Annotated in this window: 23 protein-coding genes and 1 pseudogene; 5 read left to right on the top strand and 19 right to left on the bottom strand. The window is 63.8% G+C overall.

The genetic code is table 11. The features are described from left to right. Positions 1-57: 57 nt before the first annotated feature. The 8 genes and pseudogenes from ACXX81_RS19715 to cbiE all read right to left on the bottom strand — a co-directional run bounded on the left by ACXX81_RS19715 (position 58) and on the right by cbiE (position 5,355). Positions 58-1,440, bottom strand: coding sequence for a PepSY-associated TM helix domain-containing protein (locus ACXX81_RS19715; protein ID WP_458572243.1), 1,383 nt, complete (start codon positions 1,438-1,440; stop codon positions 58-60). Positions 1,441-1,571: 131 nt separating this feature from the next. Further along, the gene (locus ACXX81_RS19710; protein WP_458572242.1) at positions 1,572-1,961 is read right to left on the bottom strand and encodes a DUF2946 domain-containing protein; all 390 of its coding nucleotides are present in this window, start codon (positions 1,959-1,961) and stop codon (positions 1,572-1,574) included. 11 nt (positions 1,962-1,972) lie between these two features. Beyond that, a complete protein-coding gene (locus ACXX81_RS19705; protein ID WP_209988063.1) occupies positions 1,973-2,446 on the bottom strand; it encodes a copper chaperone PCu(A)C in 474 nt (157 codons plus the stop codon). A gap of 47 nt (positions 2,447-2,493) precedes the next feature. Then, positions 2,494-2,889: a DUF2946 domain-containing protein gene (locus ACXX81_RS19700; RefSeq protein ID WP_458572241.1), complete on the bottom strand. Its 396-nt coding sequence runs from the start codon at positions 2,887-2,889 to the stop codon at positions 2,494-2,496. 97 nt (positions 2,890-2,986) lie between these two features. After that, a complete protein-coding gene (locus ACXX81_RS19695) occupies positions 2,987-3,274 on the bottom strand; it encodes an addiction module antidote protein (protein ID WP_458572240.1) in 288 nt (95 codons plus the stop codon). A 3-nt stretch (positions 3,275-3,277) separates the two neighbouring features. Next, positions 3,278-3,433 (bottom strand): annotated as a pseudogene (locus tag ACXX81_RS19690) (type II toxin-antitoxin system RelE/ParE family toxin); the annotation flags it as partial. After that, on the bottom strand, positions 3,434-4,153 hold the full coding sequence (locus ACXX81_RS19685) for a cobalt-precorrin-6A reductase (RefSeq protein WP_231422425.1): 720 nt from the start codon (positions 4,151-4,153) through the stop codon (positions 3,434-3,436). After that, positions 4,150-5,355 (bottom strand): precorrin-6y C5,15-methyltransferase (decarboxylating) subunit CbiE, encoded by a 1,206-nt coding sequence (gene cbiE, locus ACXX81_RS19680; RefSeq protein ID WP_322212532.1) that lies wholly within the window; start codon positions 5,353-5,355, stop codon positions 4,150-4,152. Before cbiE ends, ACXX81_RS19685 begins: the two co-directional genes overlap by 4 nt. 38 nt (positions 5,356-5,393) lie before the next feature. Here cbiE and cobG point away from each other — a divergent pair, with 38 nt between their 5' ends. The 5 genes from cobG (at position 5,394) to ACXX81_RS19655 (ending at position 10,723) form a co-directional block, all read left to right on the top strand. Further along, complete coding sequence (gene cobG / locus ACXX81_RS19675; protein ID WP_458572239.1) at positions 5,394-6,731, top strand: precorrin-3B synthase; 1,338 nt, start codon at positions 5,394-5,396, stop codon at positions 6,729-6,731. After that, the gene (locus ACXX81_RS19670; protein ID WP_458572238.1) at positions 6,724-7,350 is read left to right on the top strand and encodes a precorrin-8X methylmutase; all 627 of its coding nucleotides are present in this window, start codon (positions 6,724-6,726) and stop codon (positions 7,348-7,350) included. Before cobG ends, ACXX81_RS19670 begins: the two co-directional genes overlap by 8 nt. Next, positions 7,350-8,081, top strand: a complete 732-nt coding sequence (locus tag ACXX81_RS19665; protein ID WP_231422429.1) for a precorrin-2 C(20)-methyltransferase — start codon at positions 7,350-7,352, stop codon at positions 8,079-8,081. Before ACXX81_RS19670 ends, ACXX81_RS19665 begins: the two co-directional genes overlap by 1 nt. Further along, positions 8,081-9,718 carry a precorrin-3B C(17)-methyltransferase gene (gene cobJ / locus ACXX81_RS19660; RefSeq protein ID WP_458572602.1) on the top strand — a complete coding sequence of 546 codons (1,638 nt, stop codon included), beginning with the start codon at positions 8,081-8,083 and terminating at the stop codon, positions 9,716-9,718. The genes ACXX81_RS19665 and cobJ overlap by 1 nt, the downstream gene beginning before the upstream one ends. 225 nt (positions 9,719-9,943) lie before the next feature. After that, positions 9,944-10,723 carry a hypothetical protein gene (locus ACXX81_RS19655; RefSeq protein WP_209988080.1) on the top strand — a complete coding sequence of 260 codons (780 nt, stop codon included), beginning with the start codon at positions 9,944-9,946 and terminating at the stop codon, positions 10,721-10,723. Positions 10,724-11,148: 425 nt separating this feature from the next. On the opposite strand, the gene ACXX81_RS19650 is transcribed toward ACXX81_RS19655, so the two are convergent. The 11 genes from ACXX81_RS19650 to ACXX81_RS19600 form a co-directional block, all read right to left on the bottom strand. After that, positions 11,149-13,920 (bottom strand): hybrid sensor histidine kinase/response regulator, encoded by a 2,772-nt coding sequence (locus tag ACXX81_RS19650; RefSeq protein ID WP_209988082.1) that lies wholly within the window; start codon positions 13,918-13,920, stop codon positions 11,149-11,151. A 100-nt stretch (positions 13,921-14,020) separates the two neighbouring features. Further along, complete coding sequence (purD, locus tag ACXX81_RS19645; protein WP_209988085.1) at positions 14,021-15,313, bottom strand: phosphoribosylamine--glycine ligase; 1,293 nt, start codon at positions 15,311-15,313, stop codon at positions 14,021-14,023. Between the two features lie 167 nt (positions 15,314-15,480). After that, positions 15,481-17,088 (bottom strand): bifunctional phosphoribosylaminoimidazolecarboxamide formyltransferase/IMP cyclohydrolase, encoded by a 1,608-nt coding sequence (gene purH / locus ACXX81_RS19640; RefSeq protein ID WP_458572237.1) that lies wholly within the window; start codon positions 17,086-17,088, stop codon positions 15,481-15,483. An 81-nt stretch (positions 17,089-17,169) separates the two neighbouring features. Beyond that, positions 17,170-17,490 (bottom strand): DNA-binding transcriptional regulator Fis, encoded by a 321-nt coding sequence (fis, locus tag ACXX81_RS19635; RefSeq protein ID WP_003221275.1) that lies wholly within the window; start codon positions 17,488-17,490, stop codon positions 17,170-17,172. Then, positions 17,487-18,500 carry a tRNA dihydrouridine synthase DusB gene (gene dusB / locus ACXX81_RS19630; protein ID WP_231422431.1) on the bottom strand — a complete coding sequence of 338 codons (1,014 nt, stop codon included), beginning with the start codon at positions 18,498-18,500 and terminating at the stop codon, positions 17,487-17,489. The genes fis and dusB overlap by 4 nt, the downstream gene beginning before the upstream one ends. Positions 18,501-18,686: 186 nt before the next feature. After that, positions 18,687-19,883 (bottom strand): DUF3426 domain-containing protein, encoded by a 1,197-nt coding sequence (locus ACXX81_RS19625; protein ID WP_458572236.1) that lies wholly within the window; start codon positions 19,881-19,883, stop codon positions 18,687-18,689. Positions 19,884-19,913: 30 nt separating this feature from the next. Further along, entirely contained in the window at positions 19,914-20,792 is an 879-nt protein-coding gene (gene prmA / locus ACXX81_RS19620) for a 50S ribosomal protein L11 methyltransferase (RefSeq protein ID WP_231422433.1), read from the bottom strand. A 293-nt stretch (positions 20,793-21,085) separates the two neighbouring features. After that, on the bottom strand, positions 21,086-22,447 hold the full coding sequence (gene accC / locus ACXX81_RS19615) for an acetyl-CoA carboxylase biotin carboxylase subunit (protein ID WP_046033970.1): 1,362 nt from the start codon (positions 22,445-22,447) through the stop codon (positions 21,086-21,088). A 17-nt stretch (positions 22,448-22,464) separates the two neighbouring features. Then, complete coding sequence (accB, locus tag ACXX81_RS19610) at positions 22,465-22,926, bottom strand: acetyl-CoA carboxylase biotin carboxyl carrier protein (protein ID WP_015373672.1); 462 nt, start codon at positions 22,924-22,926, stop codon at positions 22,465-22,467. Between the two features lie 24 nt (positions 22,927-22,950). Further along, on the bottom strand, positions 22,951-23,406 hold the full coding sequence (aroQ, locus tag ACXX81_RS19605) for a type II 3-dehydroquinate dehydratase (protein ID WP_015373673.1): 456 nt from the start codon (positions 23,404-23,406) through the stop codon (positions 22,951-22,953). A gap of 307 nt (positions 23,407-23,713) precedes the next feature. Continuing rightward, complete coding sequence (locus tag ACXX81_RS19600; RefSeq protein WP_416350668.1) at positions 23,714-24,757, bottom strand: methyl-accepting chemotaxis protein; 1,044 nt, start codon at positions 24,755-24,757, stop codon at positions 23,714-23,716. Positions 24,758-25,225: the final 468 nt, after the last annotated feature.

Below are 25,225 nucleotides of genomic sequence, written 5' to 3'. Positions count from 1 at the left end.
CGTGACTAACGTCCGCGCAGCCTACACAAGCCTTGTGGCGTGGGCATCTCGCCGGTTTCATGCAGAACCTGAGGCGGATTCACCTTGAGCAAAAAGACGCGACAGCACCAGGCGATCGACTGCCCACACGGCGATCAACGAAGCGCCCACCAACGGGAAAATGATCGCCAGGCCGAGCATGATCAGCATCGCGGTTTTCCATTTCGGCAGGTCATGGCGCAGCGGCGGAACGCCCAGCCCGCCCATGGGCCTGCGCTTCCACCAGATCACCACGCCACTGACCGCGCTGAGCAGAATCATCAGGCAGATCAGCAGTACGATCAGCTGGTTGACCCAGCCGAACATCTTGCCCTCGTGCAGCATCACACCGGTCTCGGTGGCGCGTGCCGCCAGGTTGTAATGCTGCCAGCGCACGTCGGCGAGGACCTTGCCGGTGTACTGGTCCACGTGCAGGGTGGCGTCATTGCGCGGGTCGTCGGCGAACACCGAGACGGTGAACACGCCCGTGGCGGTGGTGGGGAAGGTGATGCTGTAGCCGGGTTCGACCTGGCGTGCAGTGGCCAGGTCGACCACCTGTTGCAGGCGCACGCTGGGCGCGGCGGGGCCTGCATGCATGGCGCCGTGGTTCATGTGTTCGGCATGGTCGCCGGACATCGGCATCGGCGTGTTTTCCATCGCCCACGGCACCGTCTGCTGGCTGGCGCTGTTGAGGATGCGCGCCTGCTGGTCGGACTGCGGCACGTTGTTCCACATCGCCGCCGGGAAGGTGTTCCACAGGGCGGCGTATTGCTTGCCCCAGAAGCCGGTCCAGGTCATGCCGCTGAGCAGCATCACCAGCAGGAAGGCCGCGCCCCAGAAGCCGGCGACGGCGTGCAAGTCGCGCCACAGCAGGCGGCCCCTGGCGTTCAGGCGCGGCCACAAGACCCCAGCCGATGACTTGCCACGCGGCCACCACAGGTACAGGCCGGACACCACCAGCATGACCCCCCAGCCGGCGGCGAGCTCCACCAGGCGGTCGCCGGTGGTGCCGATCATCAATTCACCGTGCAGCGCACGGGCGATGGCTTGGAGGTTGTATTTGGCGTCCTGCTCGCCGAGCACGTTGCCGCGATAGGGGTCGACGAACACGGTTATTTCGCGGCCGCTGTTGTGCATGACGAATTGCGCGCTGCGGGTGGCGTCGGTCGGTGGCAGGTACTTGCTGATCGTCGCCTGCGGGTAGGCGGCCCTGGCGCGTTGCAACTGTTCATCGGCGCTGAGGGCGTGTTCGGCGCTTTTTACGTTGAGCAGGTCGGCGTACATCAGCGGGTCGAGCTGGGGTTTGAACAGGTAGATGATGCCGGTGAGGGCCAGCAGCACCATGAACGGGGCCACGAAGAGTCCGGCGTAGAAGTGCCAGCGCCAGGCGAGGTTGTAGAAGGATACTTTTTGGGGGGTCATCAGGGGCTCCGCAAGCCATGAATATTGGATGCCGATTGGGCCGTCATCGGGAGCAAGCCCCCTCCCACACATTTACAGGTGCGAAGGGGGCTAGCTCCCGATGCTTTTTACAAGCACAGGGTGTGAAGGGCCTACGCGGCAGCGGGCGGAGCGCGGCTACGGGCGCCGGGGAAGGTACTTTGCCGGGCATGGCCCAGGCGCGGAGCGGGGGTAAGGGCGGCTATCGGCGGCGGAATGTCGAGGGCGACCCAGGACACGCCGCCGGGCAGGGCAGGGCAACTGAACAGCAGGTCGCAGTAGCCGCATTTTGCCCAGAGTGCGTGATGATCGTCGGGGGCTTGAGGGTGATGGGAGTTGCCGTGGTGTGCCGGCATGTCCATGGACATGCCGACGTGATGGTTCATCGGCATCGCCTGGGAAATCAGCGGACCGATAAAGATCATCAGCATGGCGAACAGGCTGACCCAGCCGCCGCGTGTCAGGCGGTGGCGTGCAGACAACCCGGCGCGAGGGGCGCCCATCGATCAGCGACCTATTGGGCGTGGTTATGCGCGTGGGGCGGTGCCTTTTGTACCGACACCTGCACCTCGACCCTGCCGGCCTTTTCGAAGGTCAGGGTCAGCGGGAAGTGCTTGCCATCGGCCAACAAACTGCGGTCCTTGAGGCCCAGCAGCATCACGTGATATGCCATGGGCGCGAAGGTCAGCTCGCCGTGGGCCGGCACCGCGACGCTGGTCACTTGCTGCATCTTCATCAGGTCGCCCTGCATCACATGCTCATGCAACTCGGCCTTGTCGGCCACGGGGGTTTCGACACCGAGCAGGCGGTCCGGGGTTTTGCCGTCGTTATGGATCACGAAATACGCTGCGACGGTGGGCGCATTCGGTGGCAGCTCCTGGGACCAGGGGTCGCTGACCAGCAGCTCGCCGGCCTTGTAGTCATCGGCATTGGCGGCGCTGAACACGGGCATCAGCAATGCGGCCAGCAGCAGGGAAGATTTGAGCATGACAGTTCTCCAGAACGGTTTTGAACGCAGTTCACGAGCGAAGCAAATCAGACCGTGGGAGAGGCGCGGGGGTTGAGGCTCGGCCATTGACGGCGCGGGTTTGGGGCGTATGGCGACGGCGGTGAAAGGCCCTGGGAGGCTTCAAAACGAGCGACGTACAACTGCGGCACATGCCCCGGCAGCGCCACCCATGGCGTCGAGCCCGAGCAGCACCAGCAATGCTGCATCGTGGAGTGATCGTCCTGCTGCGGCGCCGGGATCTCCAACTGGCCCAGGGCGACGGTCTTGAGGCTTGCGCCAGTGGACGAACAGAACCCGCCCCAGAACAGCTGCTTGACCGGATCGTGCGTTGGCTGCATCGCATTGGCCAGCGGCATGGCAAACGCATTGAACAGCACTGCAAGGCAGGCGATCCAGGCAAGTGCAAAGCGTTGACGGGCCATGGCGGACAATCCGTGGGGGTAAGCGATCAGGCGGGTATTTAGCCTGAACGGGGTGGATAAGTAAAAAGGGCTGGTGTGGTGGGCTGGCGCAGTGCAATCAGATGGCAGTGGCGTGAAGCTTGAGTCCCAGCGCCTTCATGACTTTCATGATAGTCGCGAACTCGGGATTGCCAGTGCTGGAGAGGGCTTTGTATAAACTTTCGCGGCCCAGGCCTGTATCGCGGGCTATCTGGGTCATGCCTTGGGCGCGGGCGATGTTGTTAAGGGCTGAGCGAATAAGCAATCCATCACCGGAATCCTCTTCGAAAGAGGCTTCAAGGTACTCGGCCATATCCTCGGGGGTGTTGAGGTGCTCGGCTATATCGAAATCTTTGAACCTGGTCATGCGTCACTCCGGTTTTTCAAATTCAGCTGCGATGTGTCTCGCGCGTTGTATATCGCGTTTTTGCGTTGATTTATCGCCACCCATCAACAGCAGGTAAATAACTTCATCTATGCGCTTGAAGTACACCCGATATCCAGGACCGTAGTGGATGCGCATTTCTCAGTGAGAGTGGATTGCCTGCAGCACCGCATCCACCGCTGTGAATTCTCGATCCACTCCTGCCAACACTGGCCGCTTCAACACCAGCACCGGCACCCCCAACTCCCGCGCCACTTCCAGCTTCGGCTCGGTGGCCGTGCTGCCACTGTTTTTGCTGATCAGCACATCAATTCGCTGGCGCGCAAACAACTGACGCTCATCCTCCAGCAGAAACGGCCCGCGCGCGCCGATCACTTCGCAGCGCTCATTGCCCGGGTACACCTCCAGCGCGCGCAGGGTCCAGAACTGGTGGTCAGGGATTTCGTCGAGGTGCTGCAACGGCTCGCGGCCCAGGGTGAACAACGGTCGTTTGAACGGTTTCAACGCTTCAACCAACTGCGTCCAGTCACTGACTTCGCGCCAGTCGTCCCCGGGCTGCGGCTGCCAGGCCGGACGCCGCAGCGCCCAGCACGGCACCCCGCAGGCGCGCGCCGCCTGGGCCGCGTTGTGGCTGATCTGCGCCGCATACGGGTGGGTCGCGTCGAGAATCAGGCTGACGCCTTCGGCGCGCACAAACTGCGCCAGGCCGTCCGCACCGCCATAACCGCCCACGCGCACCTGGCAGGTCAGGTCGGTGGGCACGCGCCCAACCCCCGCCAGACTGTAGATATGCTGCGGCCCCAGCGTCCGCGCGATGGCCAGCGCCTCGGTCACGCCGCCCAGCAGCAAAATCCTGTTCATGACGGCTTGACCATGTCCAGCAGGGTGATCGGCAGCGCCTGGCGCCACGTATCGAATTCCCCCAACGGCTGCGCCTGGGCCACGTGGATGCGCGTGAGTTCGCCGCCATGCCGGGCGCGCCAGTTCATCAGGGTCATTTCGCTTTGCAGAGTTACTGCGTTGGCGACCAGCCGCCCGCCTGGGCGCAATTGCTGCCAGCAGGTTTCCAGCACGCCCTCGCGGGTGACGCCGCCGCCGATGAAGATCGCGTCCGGCGCCGCAAGCCCCGCCAGAACCTCGGGTGCCTTGCCGCGAATCAGTTGCAGGCCCGGCACGCCAAGGGCATCACGGTTGTGTTCGATCAGGCCCTGGCGACCAGTATCTGCTTCAATCGCCAACGCGCGGCAGCTCGGGTGCGTGCGCATCCATTCGATGCCGATGGAGCCACTGCCCGCGCCCACGTCCCACAGCAGTTCGCCGGGCAGCGGCGCGAGGCGCGCGAGGGTCATGGCGCGCACGTCACGCTTGGTCAGTTGACCGTCGTGCCGGAACGCCGAATCCGGCAGGCCGGCAAGGCGTGACAGCCCCGGCGTGTCGCTGCAGGCCTGGCAGTCGATGGCGACCAGGTTCAAATCGGCGACCCGGTCCAGCGTCCACGACTGCGCGAGCCCATCGATGCGCTGCTCATCCGCGCCGCCCAGGTGTTCAAACACGCTCAGTCGGCTTGATCCAAATCCGGCCTGTGCCAGCAACGCGGCGATCAACCCAGGGCTGCTGCCGTCGTTGCTTAACACCAGCAAACGCACGCCGCTGGCCAGATGCGCGTTGAGCGCCGCCAGCGGCCGGGCGACCACGGATAACGTCACCACGTCCTGCAACGGCCAACCCAGCCGCGCCGCCGCCAGCGAGACGGACGACGGCGCCGGCAACACCAGCAGTTCGTCAGCCGGCACCTGCCGCGCCAGGCTGGCGCCCACGCCGTAGAACATCGGATCGCCGCTGGCCAGCACGCACACCGGCTCACCGCGCCGTGCCAGCACCGGCGCCAAAGAAAACGGGCTCGGCCACACGTGCCGCTCGCCGCGAATACACACCGGCAGCAGGTCCAACTGGCGCTGACCACCTATAATCCGCGTAGCGCGCAACAGGGCGTGCCGGGCGTTTTTGCCCAGCCCCTTGAAGCCGTCTTCACCGATGCCTACAACCGTCAGCCAGGGCGACATATCCATTCCTTGAGCGACATCCGACGGGCAGGCTTTTCATGCCGCCGGACAAAGCAGGCATAATACCGCGCCTTTACCCGTCAACCGGTAGCCCCGTGAACCCATCGCCCGCCCTGAACACCTTGCGCCCCTCGGCTTGTCCGGGGTTGCTGCGTATCGTCCAGGCGCTGGATGGCGGCATCTGCCGGATCAAACTGGCCGGCGGTTCGATCACCGCCACCCAGGCCCACGCGGTGGCGGACGCGGCCCGGGCCTACGCGGGCGGCGTGATCGAGGCGACCAACCGCGCCAACCTGCAGATTCGCGGGATCGGCGCCGAGCAGGACGCCTTGATCGCGGCCCTGCTGGCTGCAGGCCTTGGGCCGAATAATGCGGCGGGTGACGACGTGCGTAACCTGATGCTCAGCCCCAGTGCCGGCATCGACCCGCAGATGCTGTTCGACACCCGCCCGCTGGCCGCGCAGATCCTCGCCACGCTGGAAAACCATCCGCGCTTTCATGAGCTGTCGGCCAAGTTCGCCGTGCAACTGGACGGCGGCGAGGCCCTGGCGATGCTCGAACACCCGCACGACGTGTGGTTGTCGGCGTTTGAACGCGGCGGCGATACCTTGCTGGCATTCGGCCTGGCCGGCTGCCCGGGGCTGGATGCGCCACTGGCGGCCGTGCGTCTTGAGCAGGGGCATGCCCTGGTGGTCGCCGTGCTGGAAGCGTTTCTGGCGCTGGCGACGCCGCAGCAAACACGCATGCGTCATCTGGCTGTGGATAACCTGGTGAGCCGCCTGAGCCTGCCGCTGTTGCCGGCAGATGGCTTCAAACGCGCGGCCAGTAGCGCCTTGCTGCACCTGGGCAGTTATCCACAACGGCAGAAAAACCGGTGCTATGTCGCCGCCGTGGCGCCGTTGGGTCGTCTGGATTCGACGATGCTCAACGGCGCCGCACAACTGGCCAGCGAGCACGGCGACGGCACCTTGCGCTTCACCCCCTGGCAAGGCGTGCTGCTGCCCAACCTCACACAACCTCAAGCAGTGACTGCAGGTTTGGCGCAACTGGGCTTTCTCTGCTCGGCCGACGCCCCCCTCGCCCGGGTGATCGCCTGCACCGGCTCCAGCGGCTGCGCCAAGGGCCTGGCCGACACCAAGGCCGACGCCCTCGGCCTGCCGCCCGGCCATGACGTGCACCTGTCCGGCTGCTCGCGCTCCTGCGCCGCTGCGCACATCGCGCCAGTCACCTTGCTGGCGGTGAGCCGCGGCCACTACGACCTCTATTTTCGCGATGCAGCCCAGCCGGGTTTCGGCCGGCTGCACGCGCGCAACCTTTCCATTGAAGCGGCGGGCGCCGTGCTGCGCGCTCGTCCACGGAGCAACACCGATGATTGATTACATCCGCGACGGTCAGGAGATCTATCGCAACTCCTTCGCCATCATTCGCGCGGAAGCCAAGCTGGAGCGCATCCCGGCCGACCTGGAAAAACTCGCGGTGCGGGTGATTCATGCGTGCGGCATGGTCGGCGCCATCGACGGCCTGCAGTTCTCCGAAGGTGCGGGCAAGGCCGGGCGCGCTGCGCTGGCGGCCGGCGCGCCGATCCTGTGTGACGCGCGGATGGTCTCCGAAGGCGTGACCCGCACGCGCCTGCCGGCCAACAATCAGGTGATCTGCACCCTGCGTGACGACAGCGTGCCGCAGTTGGCGCGTGACTTGGGCAACACCCGCTCTGCCGCCGCGCTGGAGCTGTGGCGCCCGCACCTGGAAGGCAGTGTGGTGGTGATCGGCAACGCACCGACCGCGCTGTTTTACCTGCTGGAGATGCTCGATGCCGGCGCGCCGAAACCGGCGCTGATCCTCGGCTTCCCTGTCGGCTTCGTCGGCGCCGCCGAATCCAAGGCGATGCTTGCCGCCGACAGCCGTGGCGTGCCCTTCGTGATCATGCAGGGTCGCCTCGGTGGCAGCGCCATGGCTGCCGCCGCCGTCAATGCGCTTGCCACGGAGGTGGAGTGATGCCGGCACGCGGACGCTTGATCGGCCTGGGCGTCGGCCCCGGCGACCCGGAGCTGATCACCGTGAAGGCCCTGCGCCTGCTGCGCGAATCCCCGGTGGTGGCGTACTTCGTGGCCAAGGGCAAGAAAGGCAACGCGTTCAGCATCATCGAGGACCACCTGGTGCCCCAGCAGACCCTGATGCCGCTGGTGTACCCGGTGACCACCGAAGCGTTGCCGGCGCCGCTGTCCTACGAACAGGTGATCAGCGACTTCTACGACACCGCCAGCCTGCACGTGGCCGCGCATCTCGATGCCGGCCGCGATGTGGCGGTGATCTGCGAGGGTGATCCGTTCTTCTACGGCTCCTACATGTACCTGCACGACCGCCTTGCCGAGCGCTACGAAGCACAGGTCATCCCCGGCGTGTGCTCGATGCTCGGTGGCGCTTCGGTGCTCGGTGCGCCGTTGGTGTACCGCAACCAGAGTCTGTCGGTGCTGTCGGGCGTATTGCCCCATGAAGACCTCAAGCGCCGGCTGGCCGATGCCGACGCGGCGGTGATCATGAAGCTGGGCCGCAATTTCCCCAAGGTGCGCCAGGTGCTGGAAGAATTGGGGCTCGCTGAGCGTGCGCTGTACGTGGAGCGCGCAACCATGGCCAATCAGAAAATCGTGCCGCTGGACCAGGTGGTGCCGATGTCGTCGCCGTATTTCTCGCTGATCATCGTGCCCGGTGAACGGTGGCAAGGGTGATCGATCCCGCGATTGTTATCCTTGGCCAGGGCAGCCTCGCCACCGCGCGCGCTATCCAGCAGGTGTACCCCGCTGCATTGATCCACGGCCTGGCCGGACGCGTCGACGGCGCGGACGTAAATTACAGCGAATTCGGCGCCACGTTGCGCCAGCTCTACCAGCAGGGCACGCCGCTGATTGCGCTGTGCGCTGCCGGCATTGTGATTCGCACCCTGGCGCCGCTGTTGTTGGAAAAGGGCGAAGAGCCCGCCGTGCTGGCGGTGGCCGAGGACGGCAGTGCGGTGGTGCCGCTGCTCGGTGGCCTGGGCGGTGTGAATGTCATGGCGCGCGAGATCGCGGCGGCGTTGAACGTGGCGGCGGCGATCACCACCAGTGGCGAGCTGCGTTTCGGCACCTGCCTGCTCAACCCGCCCCAGGGTTATGAACTGGGAGACCTGGCGCTGGGCAAGCGCTTTGTCAGCGATCTGCTGGCCGGTGAACGTGTGCGCATCGAAGGGGCGGCGCCATGGTTGAACGAGGCGAATCTGCCCCAGGATCAACAGGCTCATCTGGCGATTCACGTGGGCAGCGCCGCGCGCGCGCCTGCGGCCAATGAACTGCTGATCTACCCGAAAAATGTGAGCGTCACCTGCAAACCGGGCGCGCAGTTGGCCGAGCGGGTGCGCACCGCGCTGCAACAGGCCGGCATCGCGCTGCAATCGCTGGCCTGTCTGTTGGCCAGTGACACGCAGATGGCGGACGCGTCGTTGCACGAAGCCGCAACGCAGTTGGCGGTGCCGCTGCGGTTCGCCAGCGTCAGCGAGGACGCCGATATCGTGATCGATGTTGCCGAGCAGCCGCTGGAGCTGTCCCTGGTCGGTCGCGCGCGTGGTCGTCTCGCAGTGATCGGTCTTGGCCCCGGCGCCGCCGAGTTGATGGTGCCGGCGGTGAAGGCCGAGCTGGCGCGCTGCACCGATGTGCTGGGCTATGAAACCTATGTGCGCATGGCCGGGCCGTTCCGCGACGATCAGGTGCAGCACTGCACCGACAACCGCGAAGAAATGCAGCGCGCACGGCACGCCTTCGAACTGGCCGTGCAAGGCCGTTCGGTGGTGGTGGTGTCGTCCGGCGACCCGGGCGTATTTGCCATGGCCGCGGCCGTACTCGAGGCGCTGCACGAATCCAGTGACCCCGCGTGGCATCAGGTCGACCTGCAGATTTTGCCGGGGGTGTCCGCCTCGCTGGCGACCGCCGCCCAGGCCGGAGCGCCGCTGGGTCATGACTTCTGCGTGATGTCGCTGTCGGACAACCTCAAGCCCTGGTCGATCATCGAAAAACGCCTGGACCTCGCGTCCCAGGCCGACCTGGCGCTGGCGTTCTACAACCCGATCTCCCGCGCACGGCCGTGGCAACTGGGGCGAGCGCTGAACATCGTCGCACAGCACCGCACGCCCGAAACGCCGGTGGTGCTCGGCCGCGATATCGGGCGACCGGGCCAGACCCTGCGCGTCACCACCCTGGGGCAACTCACGCCCGAGCAGGTGGACATGCGCACCATGGTGCTGATCGGCTCGTCCACCACCTGCACATTTCCGCGTGCCGGTGGCGGTGAGTGGGTGTACACGCCGCGCTGGTACGGCGACAAACCCAACGCCTGATACCGTGGGAAAGCTCCGATTGATTCTCGGGTTATACCGGTGGGTGGTCGGGGCTTTTTCTTTTTTCATCGATGAAACAGGCGCGACCTGACGCTGCGCCCGGCAATTGCTGGGCGGCGTGTTGCGGTGCGCGCAGGCAAGGGATAAGTGTCGTCTGGCAAGCGCGCCCGTCACTGGACTAGGGTGGAGGCAGCCCCAATGTGGGGCACTTGTGGAGAGCTGAACATGGAGCGACATCATAGAAGGATCAACAGTACAAAAAGGCGCAAGTTGATTGCGGCCTACAAGCTTCCGGCGGCGTTCGGTGCGCAGGCTTTGTCGGCGCCCGACCCCGACGACGATTCGAACGCGGCGGTGGTCAATAACAGCGTGATCTCGTTTGCCGAGGGCCTGTCCGGCCTGAGCCGCGAATACATTCGCAAAAGTTATTTGCTGGCCAGCAGTTATGTCAGCGATGTGTTGAAGATTCATCGCGGCACCGAGGCGTGGTATGACGAGTTCATCAAGGTGATGATCAGCCTGGGCTGGCTGCCGATGCGCAGCAGCTTCGAGCGGGTCTCCAGCAGCGGCAAGGGCCTGACGGTGCAACTGGCGGTGCTGAACATGATTGCCGCGATGCTCGCCTCGACCGCACTGGCCGGGCCGGTGCTGGCGGCCTTGCCCAAGCTGGCGGCGGATGCGCTGGAGGCCATGAAGCAGCAACCCGCCTCGTTCGAGTTGTTCAAACGCAACAGTACGCTGCGTCAGGGCGGAGACTTTGGCGTGGCGTCGTGCACCGAAGCCAACGGCGAAGTGATGATGGTGCTGGTGACCTACAGCAGCCAGGGCGTGAGCAAACAGGTAGGGCTGCCGTTTCTGGAATGGGACAGTTCCTCGTTCGAGGCCTTCAGCGGGCAGACCTGCCTGGTGCTCAATACCTCGCTGGTCAACGAAAAGACCATCCAGCTGATGCGCGAGAGCGCGGGAGACAAGGTGCAGTCGGCTATCGCCAGATACCGCATCTGAGGCATTTATCAGGCCTGTGGGACCAACGGTGGGAGGGGCTTGCCCGCGAAGACGATTTTTCGGTGTACATATCCGTTTCTGCGGTAACGGCGACTTGGGGGGCCGCTTTATAGCCGACCGGTTTGGTTTGCCGAACGCTACACAAAATGTGGGAGGCTCCGCCAAGTCTTCGACTTAGCGCTGTCGCGCAGCAAACCGGGGCCTCTGTGGCGAGCGGGCTTGCCCCGCGTTGGGGCGCGAAGCGCCCCCAATCAAAGAACACGCGGTGTACCTGACACTGCGCAGAACATGGTTTTGGGGCTGCTGCGCAGCCCAACGCAGGACAAGCCTGCTCGCCACAGGGAATCTGCACTTAACTGAACGGCATCAGGGCAAGCCCGCTCGCCACAGCGGCTAGAGTTTGCTGCAAGACAACCCCGTTGAAGTCAGGAAGGCGTGTGTTCCGGGCGCTGTTGGCGCTGCGCCACCCAGAACTCCACCAGCTCACGCAACTGCGACAACTCCACCGGCTTGGCCATGTGCCCGTCCATTCCGGCCTGGCGTGCGCGTTCCTTGTGTTCCGAGAGGATATGCGCAGTCAGCGCCACCACCGGCGTGCGGATGCGCTGGTGGCTGACTTCCCACGCGCGCAGTTGCTGGGTGGCGGAGAAGCCATCGAGGATCGGCATTTCGCAGTCCATCAACACCAGATCGTAGCGCTGGGCCTTCATCGCTTGCAGGGCTTCTTCGCCGTTGCTGGCGGTGTCCGGGTTGAGGTTGAGCTTGCCAAGCATGCCGCGAATCACTTTGGTGGAGATGCTGTTGTCTTCGGCCACGAGGATGCGGAAGTCGGCTGGCACGGTAATCGCGGCCGGTGCGCTGAGTTGCGCGCGTGGCTGAGTGTTGCCTTTGTTGCGCTGGGTCAGTTCGTCGGCCAGGGTGGTCTTGAGTGTATAACCGGCCACCGGCTTGGCGAGGATGCGCTTGATCCCGCTGTTGCGCGCGATGATCTTGCTCGGCGCGTTGCTGATGCCGGTGAGCATGATCAGCAGGATGTCGTGGTTCAAGCTCGGGTCTTCCTTGATCTTCGCCGCGAGCTGCATGCCGGTCATGCCGGGCATGTTCTGGTCCAGCAGCACCACGTCGAAGTAATCGCGCAGGTGCGCCTTGGTGCGCAGCAGCGCCAGGGCCTCCTTGCCGGACGACACGGCGCTCACGTTCAGCCCCCAGGCGCTGCATTGCTGCACCAGCACTTTGCGGCAGGTGTCGTTGTCGTCCACCACCAGCACGCGCGCATCTTGCAGCGGGCCGTCGAGGTCGCAGGTCGGGTGTTGCAGGCGCTGCGGGTCCAGCGGCAGGGTCAGCCACAGGGTGCTGCCCTGGTGCGTGCCACTCTTGATGCCGAACTCGCCGTTCATCAACAGGATCAACTGGCGGGCAATCACCAGGCCCAGGTGGCCGCTCAGGCGCGTGGCCGACACGAAGTTCTTGCTGTGCAGTTCGCTGTGCAGCAAGGCGTCACGTTCGGCGGCATCCATCGGCAGGCCGCTGTCCTGCACGGCAATGCGCAGGCGTGGCTGGGTGTTGCGGTCTTCCAGTGCGATCACGATCAGCACTTCACCTTCGTCGGTTTTCTGCAGGGCGTTTTCCAACAGGCTCAGCATCGCCTGGCGCAGGCGCGTGGGGTCGCCGCTGATGACGCGGGGGACCTGAGGCTGGATAAAGCTGATCAGCTCGACGTTCTGCTGTTCGGCCTTGGCGCGGAAGATGCTCAGGCAGTCGTCGATCAGTGCGTTGAGGTCGAACTGCACGTCATCGAGCTCGATCTGCCCGGATTCGAGCTTGGAGATGTCAAGAATCTCGTTGATCAGCGTGAGCAGTTCGTTGCCGGCGCTGTGGATGGTCTGCACATAGTCGCGCTGCTTGACCGACAGCGGCGTGCCCAGCAGCAACTCGGTCATGCCCAGCACGCCGTTCATGGGGGTACGGATTTCATGGCTGATCTTGGCCAGGAACTCGGCCTTGGCGGCGATTTCGGCGTTGCTCGCGGCCAGGTCGCGGCTGAGACTGAAACGGGTTTCGACAATGGCGCGCTGGCGTTCGCCCAGCGCCAGGCTCATCAGCAGACCGCTTAGGCAGATAAAGCCGAGCAATGTCACGATCAGCCCCTGCGGCGCCACCAGCGTCAGGCCGAGCAGGGCGGGCAGGATGATCAGTGTGCCGATGTTGAACACCACCATCGCCGCCACGAACAGGCGCGCCGGGCGGTAGCCTTTTTGCCAGTGATAGGCCGAGACGAACAGCATGCTCAGGCCGGCCAGGGCCACCAGGGCGTAGGTGATGATGTTCAGCGGCAGGGTGTTGACGAACAGCAGCAACAGACCGCAGAGCACGATCACCAGGATATCGGCCATCAACAGCTTGTTCAGCGGGTGCGGGCCCAGCGGCATGAAGAAACGGTAGGCATACATCAGCCCGCAAGGGGCGGTGAGCAGCAGGGCGAGGTAGGCGCCGGGGGTCTGGATCGCGTGCCAGTTGGGCAGCCACGGTCCCACCAGGTTGAGCAGCAGCGCCAGGCTGAGCATCAACAGCACTTCGCAGGCCGCCAGCCACAGGCTGCTGCGCGAGCGGTGATAGGCGAAACGCGTGAGGTTATGCAGGATCAACATCGCCAGTACGCCGAACAGCAGGCCGTAGATCAGCGTCTGGTTCTGGTTGGCGGCGGCCAGTACCGCCGGCTCCAGGGTGATATAGGGGCGCAGTTCGTGTTCCGACACCATGCGCAGGTACACCTCCAGAGGCTTCTGGCTCTGGGGCATCGGCAGCATGAAGTCACTGCTGGGCAGCGGGCGCTCCGATTGCGGCTGGCGGGTGCCGGTGTTCTGCTGTTCGACCAGGGCGTCGCCGTCCAGCACGTACAGGCTCAGGTGCGACAGGTCAGGGGCGAACACCCGCAGCAGTTGCTCGTGCTTGCCGGGTTGCAGCTTGAAGCGTACCCACAATGCACCGTCCGGCGGAGCAGCGGTGATCCGGTCCAGTTCGGTGGGGCTGAATTGATTGGTGTAGCGCGGGGACCGTATGTCGCTCAGTTGCAGGTCGGCCTGTTCGTCGAGCAATATCGCCCAACCACTGCCTTGTGCGGCCGCCTGGGCCGGGAACAAGCAGAGCAATGTCAGCAGGCTGACAGTGAAACCTATGGCGATCCTGAGCCAGCGCAAGGCGAAATCCCTTCGTAGGTTGGTGCACGGGTGAACTATGCGCGGGGAGGCATGAGTACGGCAAGGGCCGCAGGCCCTCACCTAACCGAACGGATAGCGGTTACGCGTTCTCGCCACGTTCACGGGCAATGGCGCGGTAGCCGATGTCCGTACGGTAAAAACAGCCTTTCCAGTCGATCTTCGCCGCCAGCTTGTACGCCTGTTGCTGCGCGGCATCGACACTGGCACCCATCGCGGTGGCGCACAATACGCGGCCACCGGCGGTCACGACCTTGCCATCCTTGAGCGCGGTGCCCGCATGGAACACCTTGCCTTCCAGCGTAGCAGCGTCTTCGAGACCTCCAATCACGTCGCCCTTGGCATAGTCGGCGGGATAACCCCCGGCGGCCAGCACAATCCCGACGCTCGGGCGCGGGTCCCACTGCGCTTCAACCTTGTCCAGCGCCTGGGCCAGGGCGGCTTCCACCAGCAGCACCAGGCTGGACTGCAGGCGCAGCATCACCGGCTGGGTTTCCGGGTCGCCGAAGCGGCAGTTGAACTCGATGACTTTCGGGTTGCCGGCCTTGTCGATCATCAGGCCCGCGTACAGGAAACCGGTATAGACGTTGCCTTCGTCGGCCATGCCGCGCACGGTCGGCCAGATCACCAGGTCCATGACGCGCTGATGCACTTCGCTGGTGACCACGGGGGCAGGGGAGTAGGCGCCCATGCCGCCGGTATTCGGACCGCTGTCGCCGTTGCCGACGCGTTTGTGGTCCTGGCTGGTGGCCATCGGCAGCACGTTCTTGCCGTCGACCATCACGATAAAGCTGGCTTCTTCGCCGTCGAGGAACTCTTCGATCACTACCCTGGAACCTGCGTCACCAAAGGCATTGCCGGCGAGCATGTCGCGTACCGCGTCTTCGGCTTCCTGCAGGGTCATGGCGACGATCACGCCTTTACCGGCGGCCAGACCATCGGCCTTGATCACGATGGGCGCGCCTTTTTCCCGCAGGTAAGCCAGGGCCGGCTCGATTTCGGTGAAGTTCTGATAGTCGGCGGTGGGGATCTTGTGACGCGCCAGGAAATCCTTGGTGAAGGCTTTCGAGCCTTCCAGCTGCGCGGCGCCCGCGGTGGGGCCGAAGCAATCCAGGCCACGGCTGCGGAACAGATCCACCACGCCCGCCACCAGCGGTACTTCCGGGCCGACGATGGTCAGCGAAACGTTCTTTTCGGCAAAGTCGGCCAACTGCTCAAGGGCCAGTACGTCGATGGCGACGTTCTCGCACTTGGCTTCAATGGCGGTACCGGCGTTGCCGGGTGCCACGAAGACTTTCTGGACGCGTGGGTCCTGGGCAACTTTCCAGGCCAGGGCGTGTTCACGGCCACCGCTGCCAATGATCAAAACATTCATTTCAAAAACCTCAAATTCTGTAGGCGCTGCAGGAGCGCTTTTAAATGTGGGAGGGGGCTTGGCCCCCGATAGCGGTGGTTCAGTAGCACATTAGTTGACTGATGCACCGCCATCGGGAGCAAGCCCCCTCCCACACAAGCCCGCTCCCACATTTCGATCAAGTTGGATCAGTGACGGAAGTGGCGCATGCCGGTGAAGACCATGGCAATGCCGGCCTCATCCGCAGCGGCGATCACTTCAGCATCCCGCATCGAGCCGCCCGGCTGGATCACGGCGGTCACGCCTGCCTTGGCGGCGTTATCCAGGCCATCACGGAACGGGAAGAACGCGTCGGAGGCCATCACCGAACCCGCCACCTGCAGACCGGCGTGCTCAGCCTTGATCGCAGCAATGCGCGCCGAGTTCACGCGGCTCATCTGGCCGGCGCCGACACCGATGGTCTGGCGGTTCTTCGCGTAGACGATGGCATTCGATTTAACGTACTTGGCCACTTTCCAGGCGAAGATCAGGTCGTTGATTTCCTGCTCGGTCGGCGCTCGTTGGGTCACGACTTTCAGGTCGTCACTGCCGATCATGCCGATGTCGCGGCTCTGTACCAGCAGGCCGCCATTGACGCGCTTGTAGTCCCAGGCAGCGGCACGCTCGGCCGACCATTCGCCGCAGGCCAGCAGGCGCACGTTGGCTTTGCCTGCCACGATGGCGCGGGCTTCTGCGCTGACGCTTGGGGCGATGATCACTTCGACGAACTGACGCTCGACAATGGCCCTGGCGGTTTCGGCGTCCAGCTCACGGTTGAAGGCAATGATGCCGCCGAAGGCCGACTCGGTGTCGGTGGCGTAGGCCAGTTCGTAGGCCTGGCGAATCCCGCCTTCCGCGTCGGGGCTTACCGCCACGCCGCACGGGTTGGCGTGCTTGACGATCACGCAGGCTGGCTTGACGAAGCTCTTCACGCATTCCAGCGCGGCGTCGGTGTCGGCCACGTTGTTGTAGGACAGCTCTTTACCTTGCAGTTGGGTCGCGGTGGCAATGCCGACTTCGGCAGGCTTGGCTTCCACGTAGAACGCCGCGCTCTGGTGCGGGTTCTCGCCGTAGCGCATTTCCTGAGCCTTGATGAACTGGCTGTTGAAGGTGCGCGGGAATTGACTGCGGCCTTCGGTGCTCAGGGTGTCGGCGGCCTGATTCACAGTGCCCATGTAGTTGGCGATCATGCCGTCGTAGGCGGCAGTGTGTTCGAAGGCCTTGAGCATCAGGTCGAAGCGCTGGGCGTAAGTCAGGCCGCCGGCCTTGAGGCCTTCGAGCACCTGGGCGTAGTCGCCGGCGTTGACCACGATGGCCACGTCTTTGTGGTTCTTGGCCGCCGAGCGGACCATGGTCGGGCCGCCGATGTCGATGTTTTCGATGGCGGTCGGCAGGTCGCAGCCGGGCTTGTTGATGGTGGCTTCGAACGGGTAGAGGTTGACGGCCACCAGGTCGATCGGCTTGATGCCGTGCTCGCTCATGATGGCGTCGTCGATACCGCGACGGCCGAGGATGCCGCCGTGGATTTTCGGGTGCAGGGTCTTGACCCGACCGTCCATCATTTCTGCGAAACCGGTGTAGTCCGCCACTTCCACTGCGGCCACGCCGTTGTCCTGCAGCAGTTTGAAGGTCCCGCCCGTGGAGAGGATTTCCACGCCCAGGGCTTCCAGCTCCCGGGCAAATTCGAGGATCCCGGTCTTGTCGGAAACACTGATCAAGGCGCGGCGGATCGGCAGGCGGGTAGTCTGGTCGGTCATTTCAATTTCCATCAAAAGCAAAGGAGTCAGCAAAAAAGGCGACCGGTTCTACGCGGGCGCCTTTCTGGTTTGATTGAATGCTTACAGCAAATCGTACTGCTTGAGCTTTTTGCGCAAGGTGCCACGGTTGAGGCCGAGCAGCTCACTGGCTTTGGTCTGGTTACCCTTGACGTAGTTCATCACGCTTTCGAGCAGGGGCGCCTCGACTTCGGAAAGCACCAGGTTGTACACGTCCGTGACGGAAGCGCCCTCAAGGTGGGCGAAATAATTGTGCAGCGCCTTCTCCACACTCCCGCGAAGGGTCTGGCCTTCTTCGCTCGGCGTGTTCAGGTGCTGTTTCAAATTGACGTTGTCGCTCACGGGTGCTGTTCCACTCACTAAAGTCTCGGTCATCATCGTCATGCGGCCACCCATTCTCCGTCCCCTGCTCTCAGGCTCTTGTCTCGCTCGGTAAAGAACTCACGAACGGCGGTGACCTGTGCTTGCGTTTCATCCAAACGATTGAACCCGGCGCGAAACTCCCTGGCGCCTGGCAGGGTTGCGAGATACCAACCCACATGCTTGCGAGCAATACGCACGCCCATCACATCGCCGTAAAACGTGTGAAGGGCCGCCAGATGCTCTAGCAGAATACGTTCCACCTCGGGCAACTCCGGTGCCGGCAATACCTCGCCAGTGCGCAGGAAGTGCTCGATCTCACGAAAGATCCATGGCCGCCCCTGGGCGGCCCGGCCAATCAACAGGCCATCGGCGCCGGTGGCGTGCAGCACGCGCCGGGCTTTCTCGGCCGAGTCGATATCGCCATTGGCAAACACCGGCATCGACACCGCCTGCTTGATCGCGGCAATGGTGTCGTACTCGGCAACACCTGTGTACAGATCGGCGCGGGTACGACCATGCACCGCCAGCGCCGTAATGCCTGCCTGTTCAGCGATCTTCGCCACTGTCAGGCCGTTCTTGTTGTCCCGGTCCCAGCCGGTACGGATCTTCAGGGTGACCGGCACATCGACTGCGGCCACAACGGCCTGCAGGATCTCGGCAACCAACTGCTCGTCCTTCAACAGCGCGGATCCGGCGGCCTTGTTGCAGACCTTCTTGGCCGGGCAGCCCATGTTGATATCAATGATCTGTGCACCCAGTTCCACATTGGCCCGGGCCGCGTCCGCCAGCATCTGCGCATCGCCACCGGCGATCTGTACCGAGCGCGGCTCGGGATCACCTTCGTGGATCATGCGCATCCGCGATTTGCGGGTGTTCCACAAGCTCATGTCGCTGGTGACCATTTCCGAGACTACAAGACCCGCACCCAAACGTTTGCACAGCTGACGAAAGGGCTGGTCGGTGACGCCCGCCATCGGGGCGAGGATCAAGCCGTTCTGCAATGTGTATGGGCCGATGCGTACCGCCGACATAGGACTTCCCTGTAGTGGGGCCGGATCATTAGAGTTCGAAAAAGGGTTGGCATGATACCCGCTCTCGATGACTGGATAAAGGCTGAATTGGATAAAATCTGAACAGTTATTTCTTTATCGCCGTCGGTTCGGTAACCGGCGATTCTGGCAGGTATCTGCCACCAAAGCCCCGCAGAGCGGGCCGTTTCACTCGGGCGAATGAAAGCTCAGGCTGTAATTTACGGCTTTGTTGCCGGGGTCGAGGATATCCAGCGAGATGTGGATCGGCGTTTGTGATGGCATTTCGCTCACTCCGGCCAGCTCGCCGCTCAGGTATTCGGCGGGCTTGAAGCGACGACTGGCGATCAGGCCGCCGTTCATGTCGGCAAAGCGCAGTTCCAGCAAGGGAAAAGGCTGGGAGAACGCCGCACGGTTGTAGATGATCGCATCCACCACCAGCGCCCCGGCGAATTCAGGGTGGCTGCGCACCACCAGGTTGCTGCTCTTGATGTGCGCAATATCGACCCGCGATGGCACCTTGCAGCCAAGCACCGGGCACACTTGCTGGAACCACGGGCGGTAGGCGTCCTGGCGCGCGAGGTCGTCGAACTGGTAGGCGATGAACTGACCGGCGAGGCCGGCAGCGGCGATCAGCACCAGCAGAATCCACAGCAGGCGACGGCCCGGTGTCGATGCGCGTTTCTGCGCGTACAAGTGCAGCGGGTCGTCTTCCAGGTCCAGCAGTTGCTCGTCGTGAACACGGGTTTCGGCGCGCGGGCGCTTGCGGCGCAGCGGCGGGCGTTGTTCCTGCGGCTCGGCCGCGTGGGTCAGGAGTGTGAACGGTGGGTCGGGATTTTCATCATCCAGGGCGGGTTCGTCGTCGAGGGCTTCGGCGCGCCGCGACATCGACGGTTCGGTGCGCTGCCGGCCACTGCTCGGCTCCGCGGGCTCGTCGACAACCGGGGCGCGTTCCTGCGGCGGCTCGCTGAACAGGCTGGCGGCCCATTTTTCTTCCTCGGCCTTCACGGTGTTGCGGCTGGCGCTGAGGGCATCGTCCTTTTGGCGACGGTCGGAGCCGGCGTGACGACGCTCCGCGCCCAGCGGTTTTTCGCGCTGCTCCAGCTTGGCCAGCTCTTCGTCCAGGTCCAGGTTGTCCAGGTCCAGCTCTTCAGCGTTCCACTGTTTCTGGCTGATGGCGCGCGGTGATTCGGGCGCCGGTTCAACGGCCACCGGCAGGTCGGCGTCGCCCGCCTCGGCGCGCTGTTCGAGCAGTTGGCGCAGGGCGTTGAAGACCTGAAGGCACGATCCGCAACGCACCACGCCGCGAGCCGCGCTCAATTGAGCGTGGTTGACGCGAAAGCGCGATTGGCAATGCGGGCACTGGGTGACGAAACTGTCGGTCATGCGGCCATCCGATTCAGGCAAGCGCTCATTCTAGCGCCGACGTCCGCTGATGCGTACCCAGCCATCGCGGTTGGCGATCGGATCCAGCTCAAAATCCTTCGCGTAGGCGGCGGCAACGTCTTCGCCCTGCTCGGCGAGGATACCTGACAGCGCCAGGCGCCCGCCCGGTTTGACCAGACTCGACAACTGCGGCGCCAGGGCAACCAGCGGCCCGGCGAGGATATTGGCCACCAGCACATCGGCCTGCACCTGCGGCAGGTCCTGGGGCAGGTACAGCGGGAATTTGCCTTCGGCAATGTGGTTGCGTCCGGCGTTGTCGCGCGACGCTTCCAGTGCCTGCACGTCGATATCGGTGCCCACGGCCTCCCTGGCGCCCAGCAACAGTGCGGCAATGGCCAGGATCCCCGAGCCACAGCCGAAGTCCAGCACATTGCAATCGGTCAGGTCCTGGCCGTCCAGCCATTCCAGGCACAGCGCGGTGGTGGGGTGGGTGCCGGTGCCGAATGCCAGACCCGGATCCAGCAGCAGGTTGACCGCATCGGGTTCTGGCGCGGCATGCCAGCTCGGCACGATCCACAGGCGCTGGCCGAAGCGCATCGGCTGGAAGTTGTCCATCCAGCTGCGCTCCCAGTCCTGGTCTTCGATCACTTCGCTGTGATGCTCGGGCAGCGGGCTGCCGGTGAGCAGTTGCATATGGGCCAGCACGGCGGCGGCATCGGTGCCGTCTTCGAACAGCGCCAGCAAATGGGTGTGGGACCACAGCGGGGTGGTATTGAGTTCGGGTTCGAAGATCGGCTGGTCTTCGGCGTCCATGAAGGTCACCGACACGGCACCCACTTCGAGGAACGCGTCTTCGTAGGTTTCGGCTTGTTCTGGGCTGATGGCGAGACGGACTTGCAGCCAAGGCATGGCGGGCACCTTTGGAAAAATGAGTGTGCAGCGGGGAGGGGGCTGCGAAAGCGCGCAAGTTTACGCGAGCAGCGGGCTTGTGGCGAGCGGGCTTGCCCCGCGTTGGGGCGCGAAGCGGCCCTGAAATCGGCACTCTCGGTTAGGCCGGCAAACCGGGAATGCCCTATTGGGAGTGCTTCGCACTCCAACGCGGGGCAAGCCCGCTCGCTACAACAAGCCCGCTCGGCACAGGTATTTTGCCAACCCTCAAAAACAACAAAGCCGCCCGAAGGCGGCTTTGTTGGTTGGAGCACTTACTGGTTGGCCAGCTTGTGTTCCAGGTAGTGAATGTTCACACCACCTTCGCAGAAGCCTTCATCACGCACCAGATCCCGGTGCAGCGGGATGTTGGTCTTGATGCCGTCGACCACGATTTCGTCCAGAGCGTTACGCATGCGGGCCATGGCCTCGTCGCGGGTGGCGCCCCAGGTGATCAGCTTGCCGATCAGCGAGTCGTAGTTGGACGGAACCTTGTAGCCGCTGTACAGGTGCGAATCCACACGTACGCCGTTGCCGCCGGGCGCGTGGAAATGCTTGACCAGGCCAGGGCTTGGGATAAAGGTTTTCGGGTCTTCGGCGTTGATCCGGCACTCCAGCGAGTGACCGTGCATCTTCACGTCGTCCTGGGTGAAGGACAGCACGTTGCCGGCGGCGATGCTCAGCATCTCCTTGACGATGTCGATACCGGTGACCATCTCCGACACCGGGTGCTCTACCTGCACACGCGTGTTCATCTCGATGAAGTAGAAGCGGCCGTTCTCGTAGAGGAACTCGAAAGTACCGGCGCCACGGTAGTTGATGTCGATGCACGCCTTGACGCAGCGAGCCAGTACTTCCTGGCGGGCTTTTTCGTCCAGGCCGGGTGCCGGGGCTTCTTCCAGTACCTTCTGGTGACGACGTTGCAGCGAGCAATCGCGGTCGCCCAGGTGGATGGCGTGGCCCTGGCCGTCGGACAGTACCTGCACTTCCACGTGACGTGGGTTGGTGAGGTACTTCTCCAGGTAGACCATCGGGTTGCCGAACCAGGCGCCTGCTTCGGAGCGGGTCTGCTTGGCGGCTTCGATCAGGTCTTCTTCCTTGTGCACCACGCGCATGCCGCGACCACCACCACCACCGGCGGCCTTGATGATCACCGGGTAACCGACTTCGCGACCAATGCGCAGGGCGGTTTCCTCGTCTTCCGGCAGCGGGCCGTCGGAGCCTGGAACGGTTGGCACGCCAGCGGCGATCATCGCGTCCTTGGCCGAGACCTTGTCGCCCATCAGGCGAATGGTGTCGGCTTTCGGGCCAATGAAGGCAAACCCGGATTTTTCCACCTGTTCGGCGAAGTCGGCGTTTTCCGCGAGGAAGCCGTAGCCCGGGTGGATGCCATCAGCGCCGGTCACTTCAGCGGCCGCGATGATGTTCGAGACTTTCAGGTACGAGTTCGTGGCCAGCGGCGGGCCGATGCAGATGCTTTCGTCCGCCAGTTTCACGTGCATCAATTCGGTATCGGCCGTCGAGTAAACAGCGACGGTCTTGATGCCCTCTTCCTTACAGGCGCGCAGGATACGCAGCGCGATCTCGCCGCGGTTGGCGATCAGGACTTTTTGCAGTTTCTTCGCAGGTTTCAACATCGAAGGCGCTCCGCGGTTCAAACGATGGTGAACAGCGGCTGGTCGTACTCAACCGGCTGACCGTTTTCTACCAGGATGGATTCAATGACGCCGGCTTTTTCAGCGGTGATGTGGTTCATCATCTTCATCGCTTCAACGATGCAGATGGTGTCGCCCACTTTCACGGTCTTGCCGACTTCAACGAAGGCTGGCGAGGTCGGTGCCGGGGTGCGGTAGAAGGTACCGACCATTGGCGACTTGACCACGAAGCCGTTCAGCACAGGCTCTGCCGGTGCGGCAGGCGCAGCGGCAGCAGGTGCGGCGGCCGGAGCAGCAGCGGCCGGAGCCGGCGCTTGCATTTGCGGCGCGTAGAACTGTTGGGCCGGGGTCTTGCTGTGACGGCTGATCCGTACGGACTCTTCGCCTTCCTTGATTTCCAGCTCGTCGATACCGGATTCTTCCAGCAGTTCGATCAGTTTCTTGACTTTACGGATATCCATGAATCATCAACTCCCAAGGGTCGGTCAGGGGCGCTTGGCCGGTTGTTCAAGTTGTTCCAGGGCGGCCTCCAGGGCCAGCCGGTAACCGCTGGCGCCAAGGCCGCAGATCACACCTACCGCTACATCGGAGAAGTAGGAGTGATGGCGGAAAGCTTCGCGTTTGTGCACGTTCGACAAATGCACTTCGATGAATGGGATGCTCACCGCCAGCAGCGCGTCACGTAATGCAACACTTGTGTGCGTAAAAGCGGCGGGATTGATCAGGATAAAATCCACGCCTTCGCCACGCGCGGCATGGATGCGATCAATCAGTTCGTACTCGGCGTTGCTTTGCAGGTAGAGCAAATGGTGGCCGGCTTCACGGGCCCTGCGTTCCAGGTCGAGGTTGATCTGGTCCAGGGTGACTGCCCCGTAGACGCCCGGTTCGCGGGTGCCAAGCAGGTTCAGGTTGGGTCCGTGAAGAACCAGAAAGGTCGCCATCGGCTGTTCCTTGTTATTGATGTGGGTACGGCAGAACCCGGCGACTATGCCGCAAAGCCTTTGTGACTGTCCAGTTCTATGCAGTAGGCAGCACGATTAGCGAGGATAGCGAAAAATTTGTGACTAAGAGCTTGATTCCAGTCATCGGTAACATTGTCTCCAATTCTGTGGAGATCACATTGGGGGAGGGGCTTGCCCCCGATAGGGGTGTATCAGCTACAGATACTGAGACTGACACACTGCAATCGGGGGCAAGCCCCCTGCCACCTTTTGACCTCCATTGAGTTTTGGATCAGCAGTGGGCAGGTTAGACGCGGAAGGCTTTGACCGCCGTGTTCAGTTGCCCTCCGAGCACCAGCAAGTGCTCGCCCTGGCTGCGGCCCTGGCCGATACGCAGCAGATTGTCCTCACCCAGTTGGTGAATCCGCTCGCTGTTGTCGCGTATCTCGCTCACCGCGCCACTTTGCTGTGCGGTCACGTCGGCAATGCGCACCGCCGTCCCGGAAATGGTCTGGATCGCCTCGACGATCTCATCCAGTGCGCCATCCGCCGCCTGGGCTTGCTGGGCGGTGGCCTCGGCGTGTTCGACCTGCGCGCGCATGCCTTGCACCGACTGATGGGCAGCGGTCTGCAGGCCGGCAATCAGGCTCTGGATCTCGGCAGTGGCGCCGGCGGTGCGTTGGGCCAGCGAGCGCACTTCGTCGGCGACCACGGCAAACCCGCGCCCGGCCTCACCCGCGCGCGCGGCTTCGATGGCCGCGTTGAGCGCCAGCAGGTTGGTCTGGTCGGCAATCGAGCGGATCACCGTGAGCACGCCGCCGATGGTGGCCGATTCTTCCGCGAGTTTCTCGATCATCTGCGCGTTCTGCTGTACCTCGTCCACCAGCGCATGCAGCCCGGTCAGGCTCAGGCCGATCACGCGCTGGCCCTGTTCCACCGCCTGGCCGGCGCTGCGACTGGCGCCGGCGGCCTGGCTGGCATCGTCGGCGACCTGCTGGATGGTTGCCTCCAGTTCGCCCAGCGAATCGCGAATCTGCGCGGTGTCCCCGGCCTGGCGTTCGGCGCCGTCGTGCAGGCCGCTGCTCAGCTCGGCCAGGGTGCGGCTGGTGCCGGCCACCGCTTCGGCATTGCCGCGAATGGTGCCCACCAGCTCCACCAGGTACGTGCGCAGACGGTTGAGAGACGCTTCGATGTCATGCAGTTCGCGGTTGGTCCTGCCCAGGGCAATCGGCTGACTGAAGTCGCCTTCGGCCCAGGTCGACAGGGCCGGTGCCAGGCTGGTCAGTTTGCGCGCCAGATGCCGTTGCAGGGTGTCGATCAGCAGCGCAATCAGCAGGATCAGGCCGATCATCAGCCCTTGCATCAGGCGCACCTCGCCCTGGATCTTGCCGTGCTGGGCGCGCACCACCGGTTCCAGCCCGGCAATGGCCTGCTGCACCGCGGCGATTTTCAGGTGGGTGGCGGCGCTGAGGTCAGTGCGTTGCTGGATCTGTTCGCGGGTGCGCTTGAGTTCGGCGGGGTAGCGGGTGAGCAGGCTGTTGAGTTCACGCTTGAGGTCGACGCCGGTGTCCTGGGTTTCGGTCTTCGTGGTGTTTTCCAAACCCATCATCGCTGAAAAGTCGTCGGTATTGGAGTCGGCGCTGGCCTTGACGCCCAGCAGCGGCAGGTGTTCCAGCACCTCGGCCTGGGTGCGCATATTGCCGACTTCGCGCTCCACATCGTCGGCCAGTTCCGCGCGCCCGCTGCTCACCAATTTGTCGCGGGCCAGGGATAACCGGCCCAGGTGTTGCGACGCTGCCAGCAGCGGCGGCAGGTAGCG

This window comes from Pseudomonas sp. GNP013 (assembly GCF_054343995.1).
This window is presented reverse-complemented; position numbering and strand designations above follow the sequence as displayed.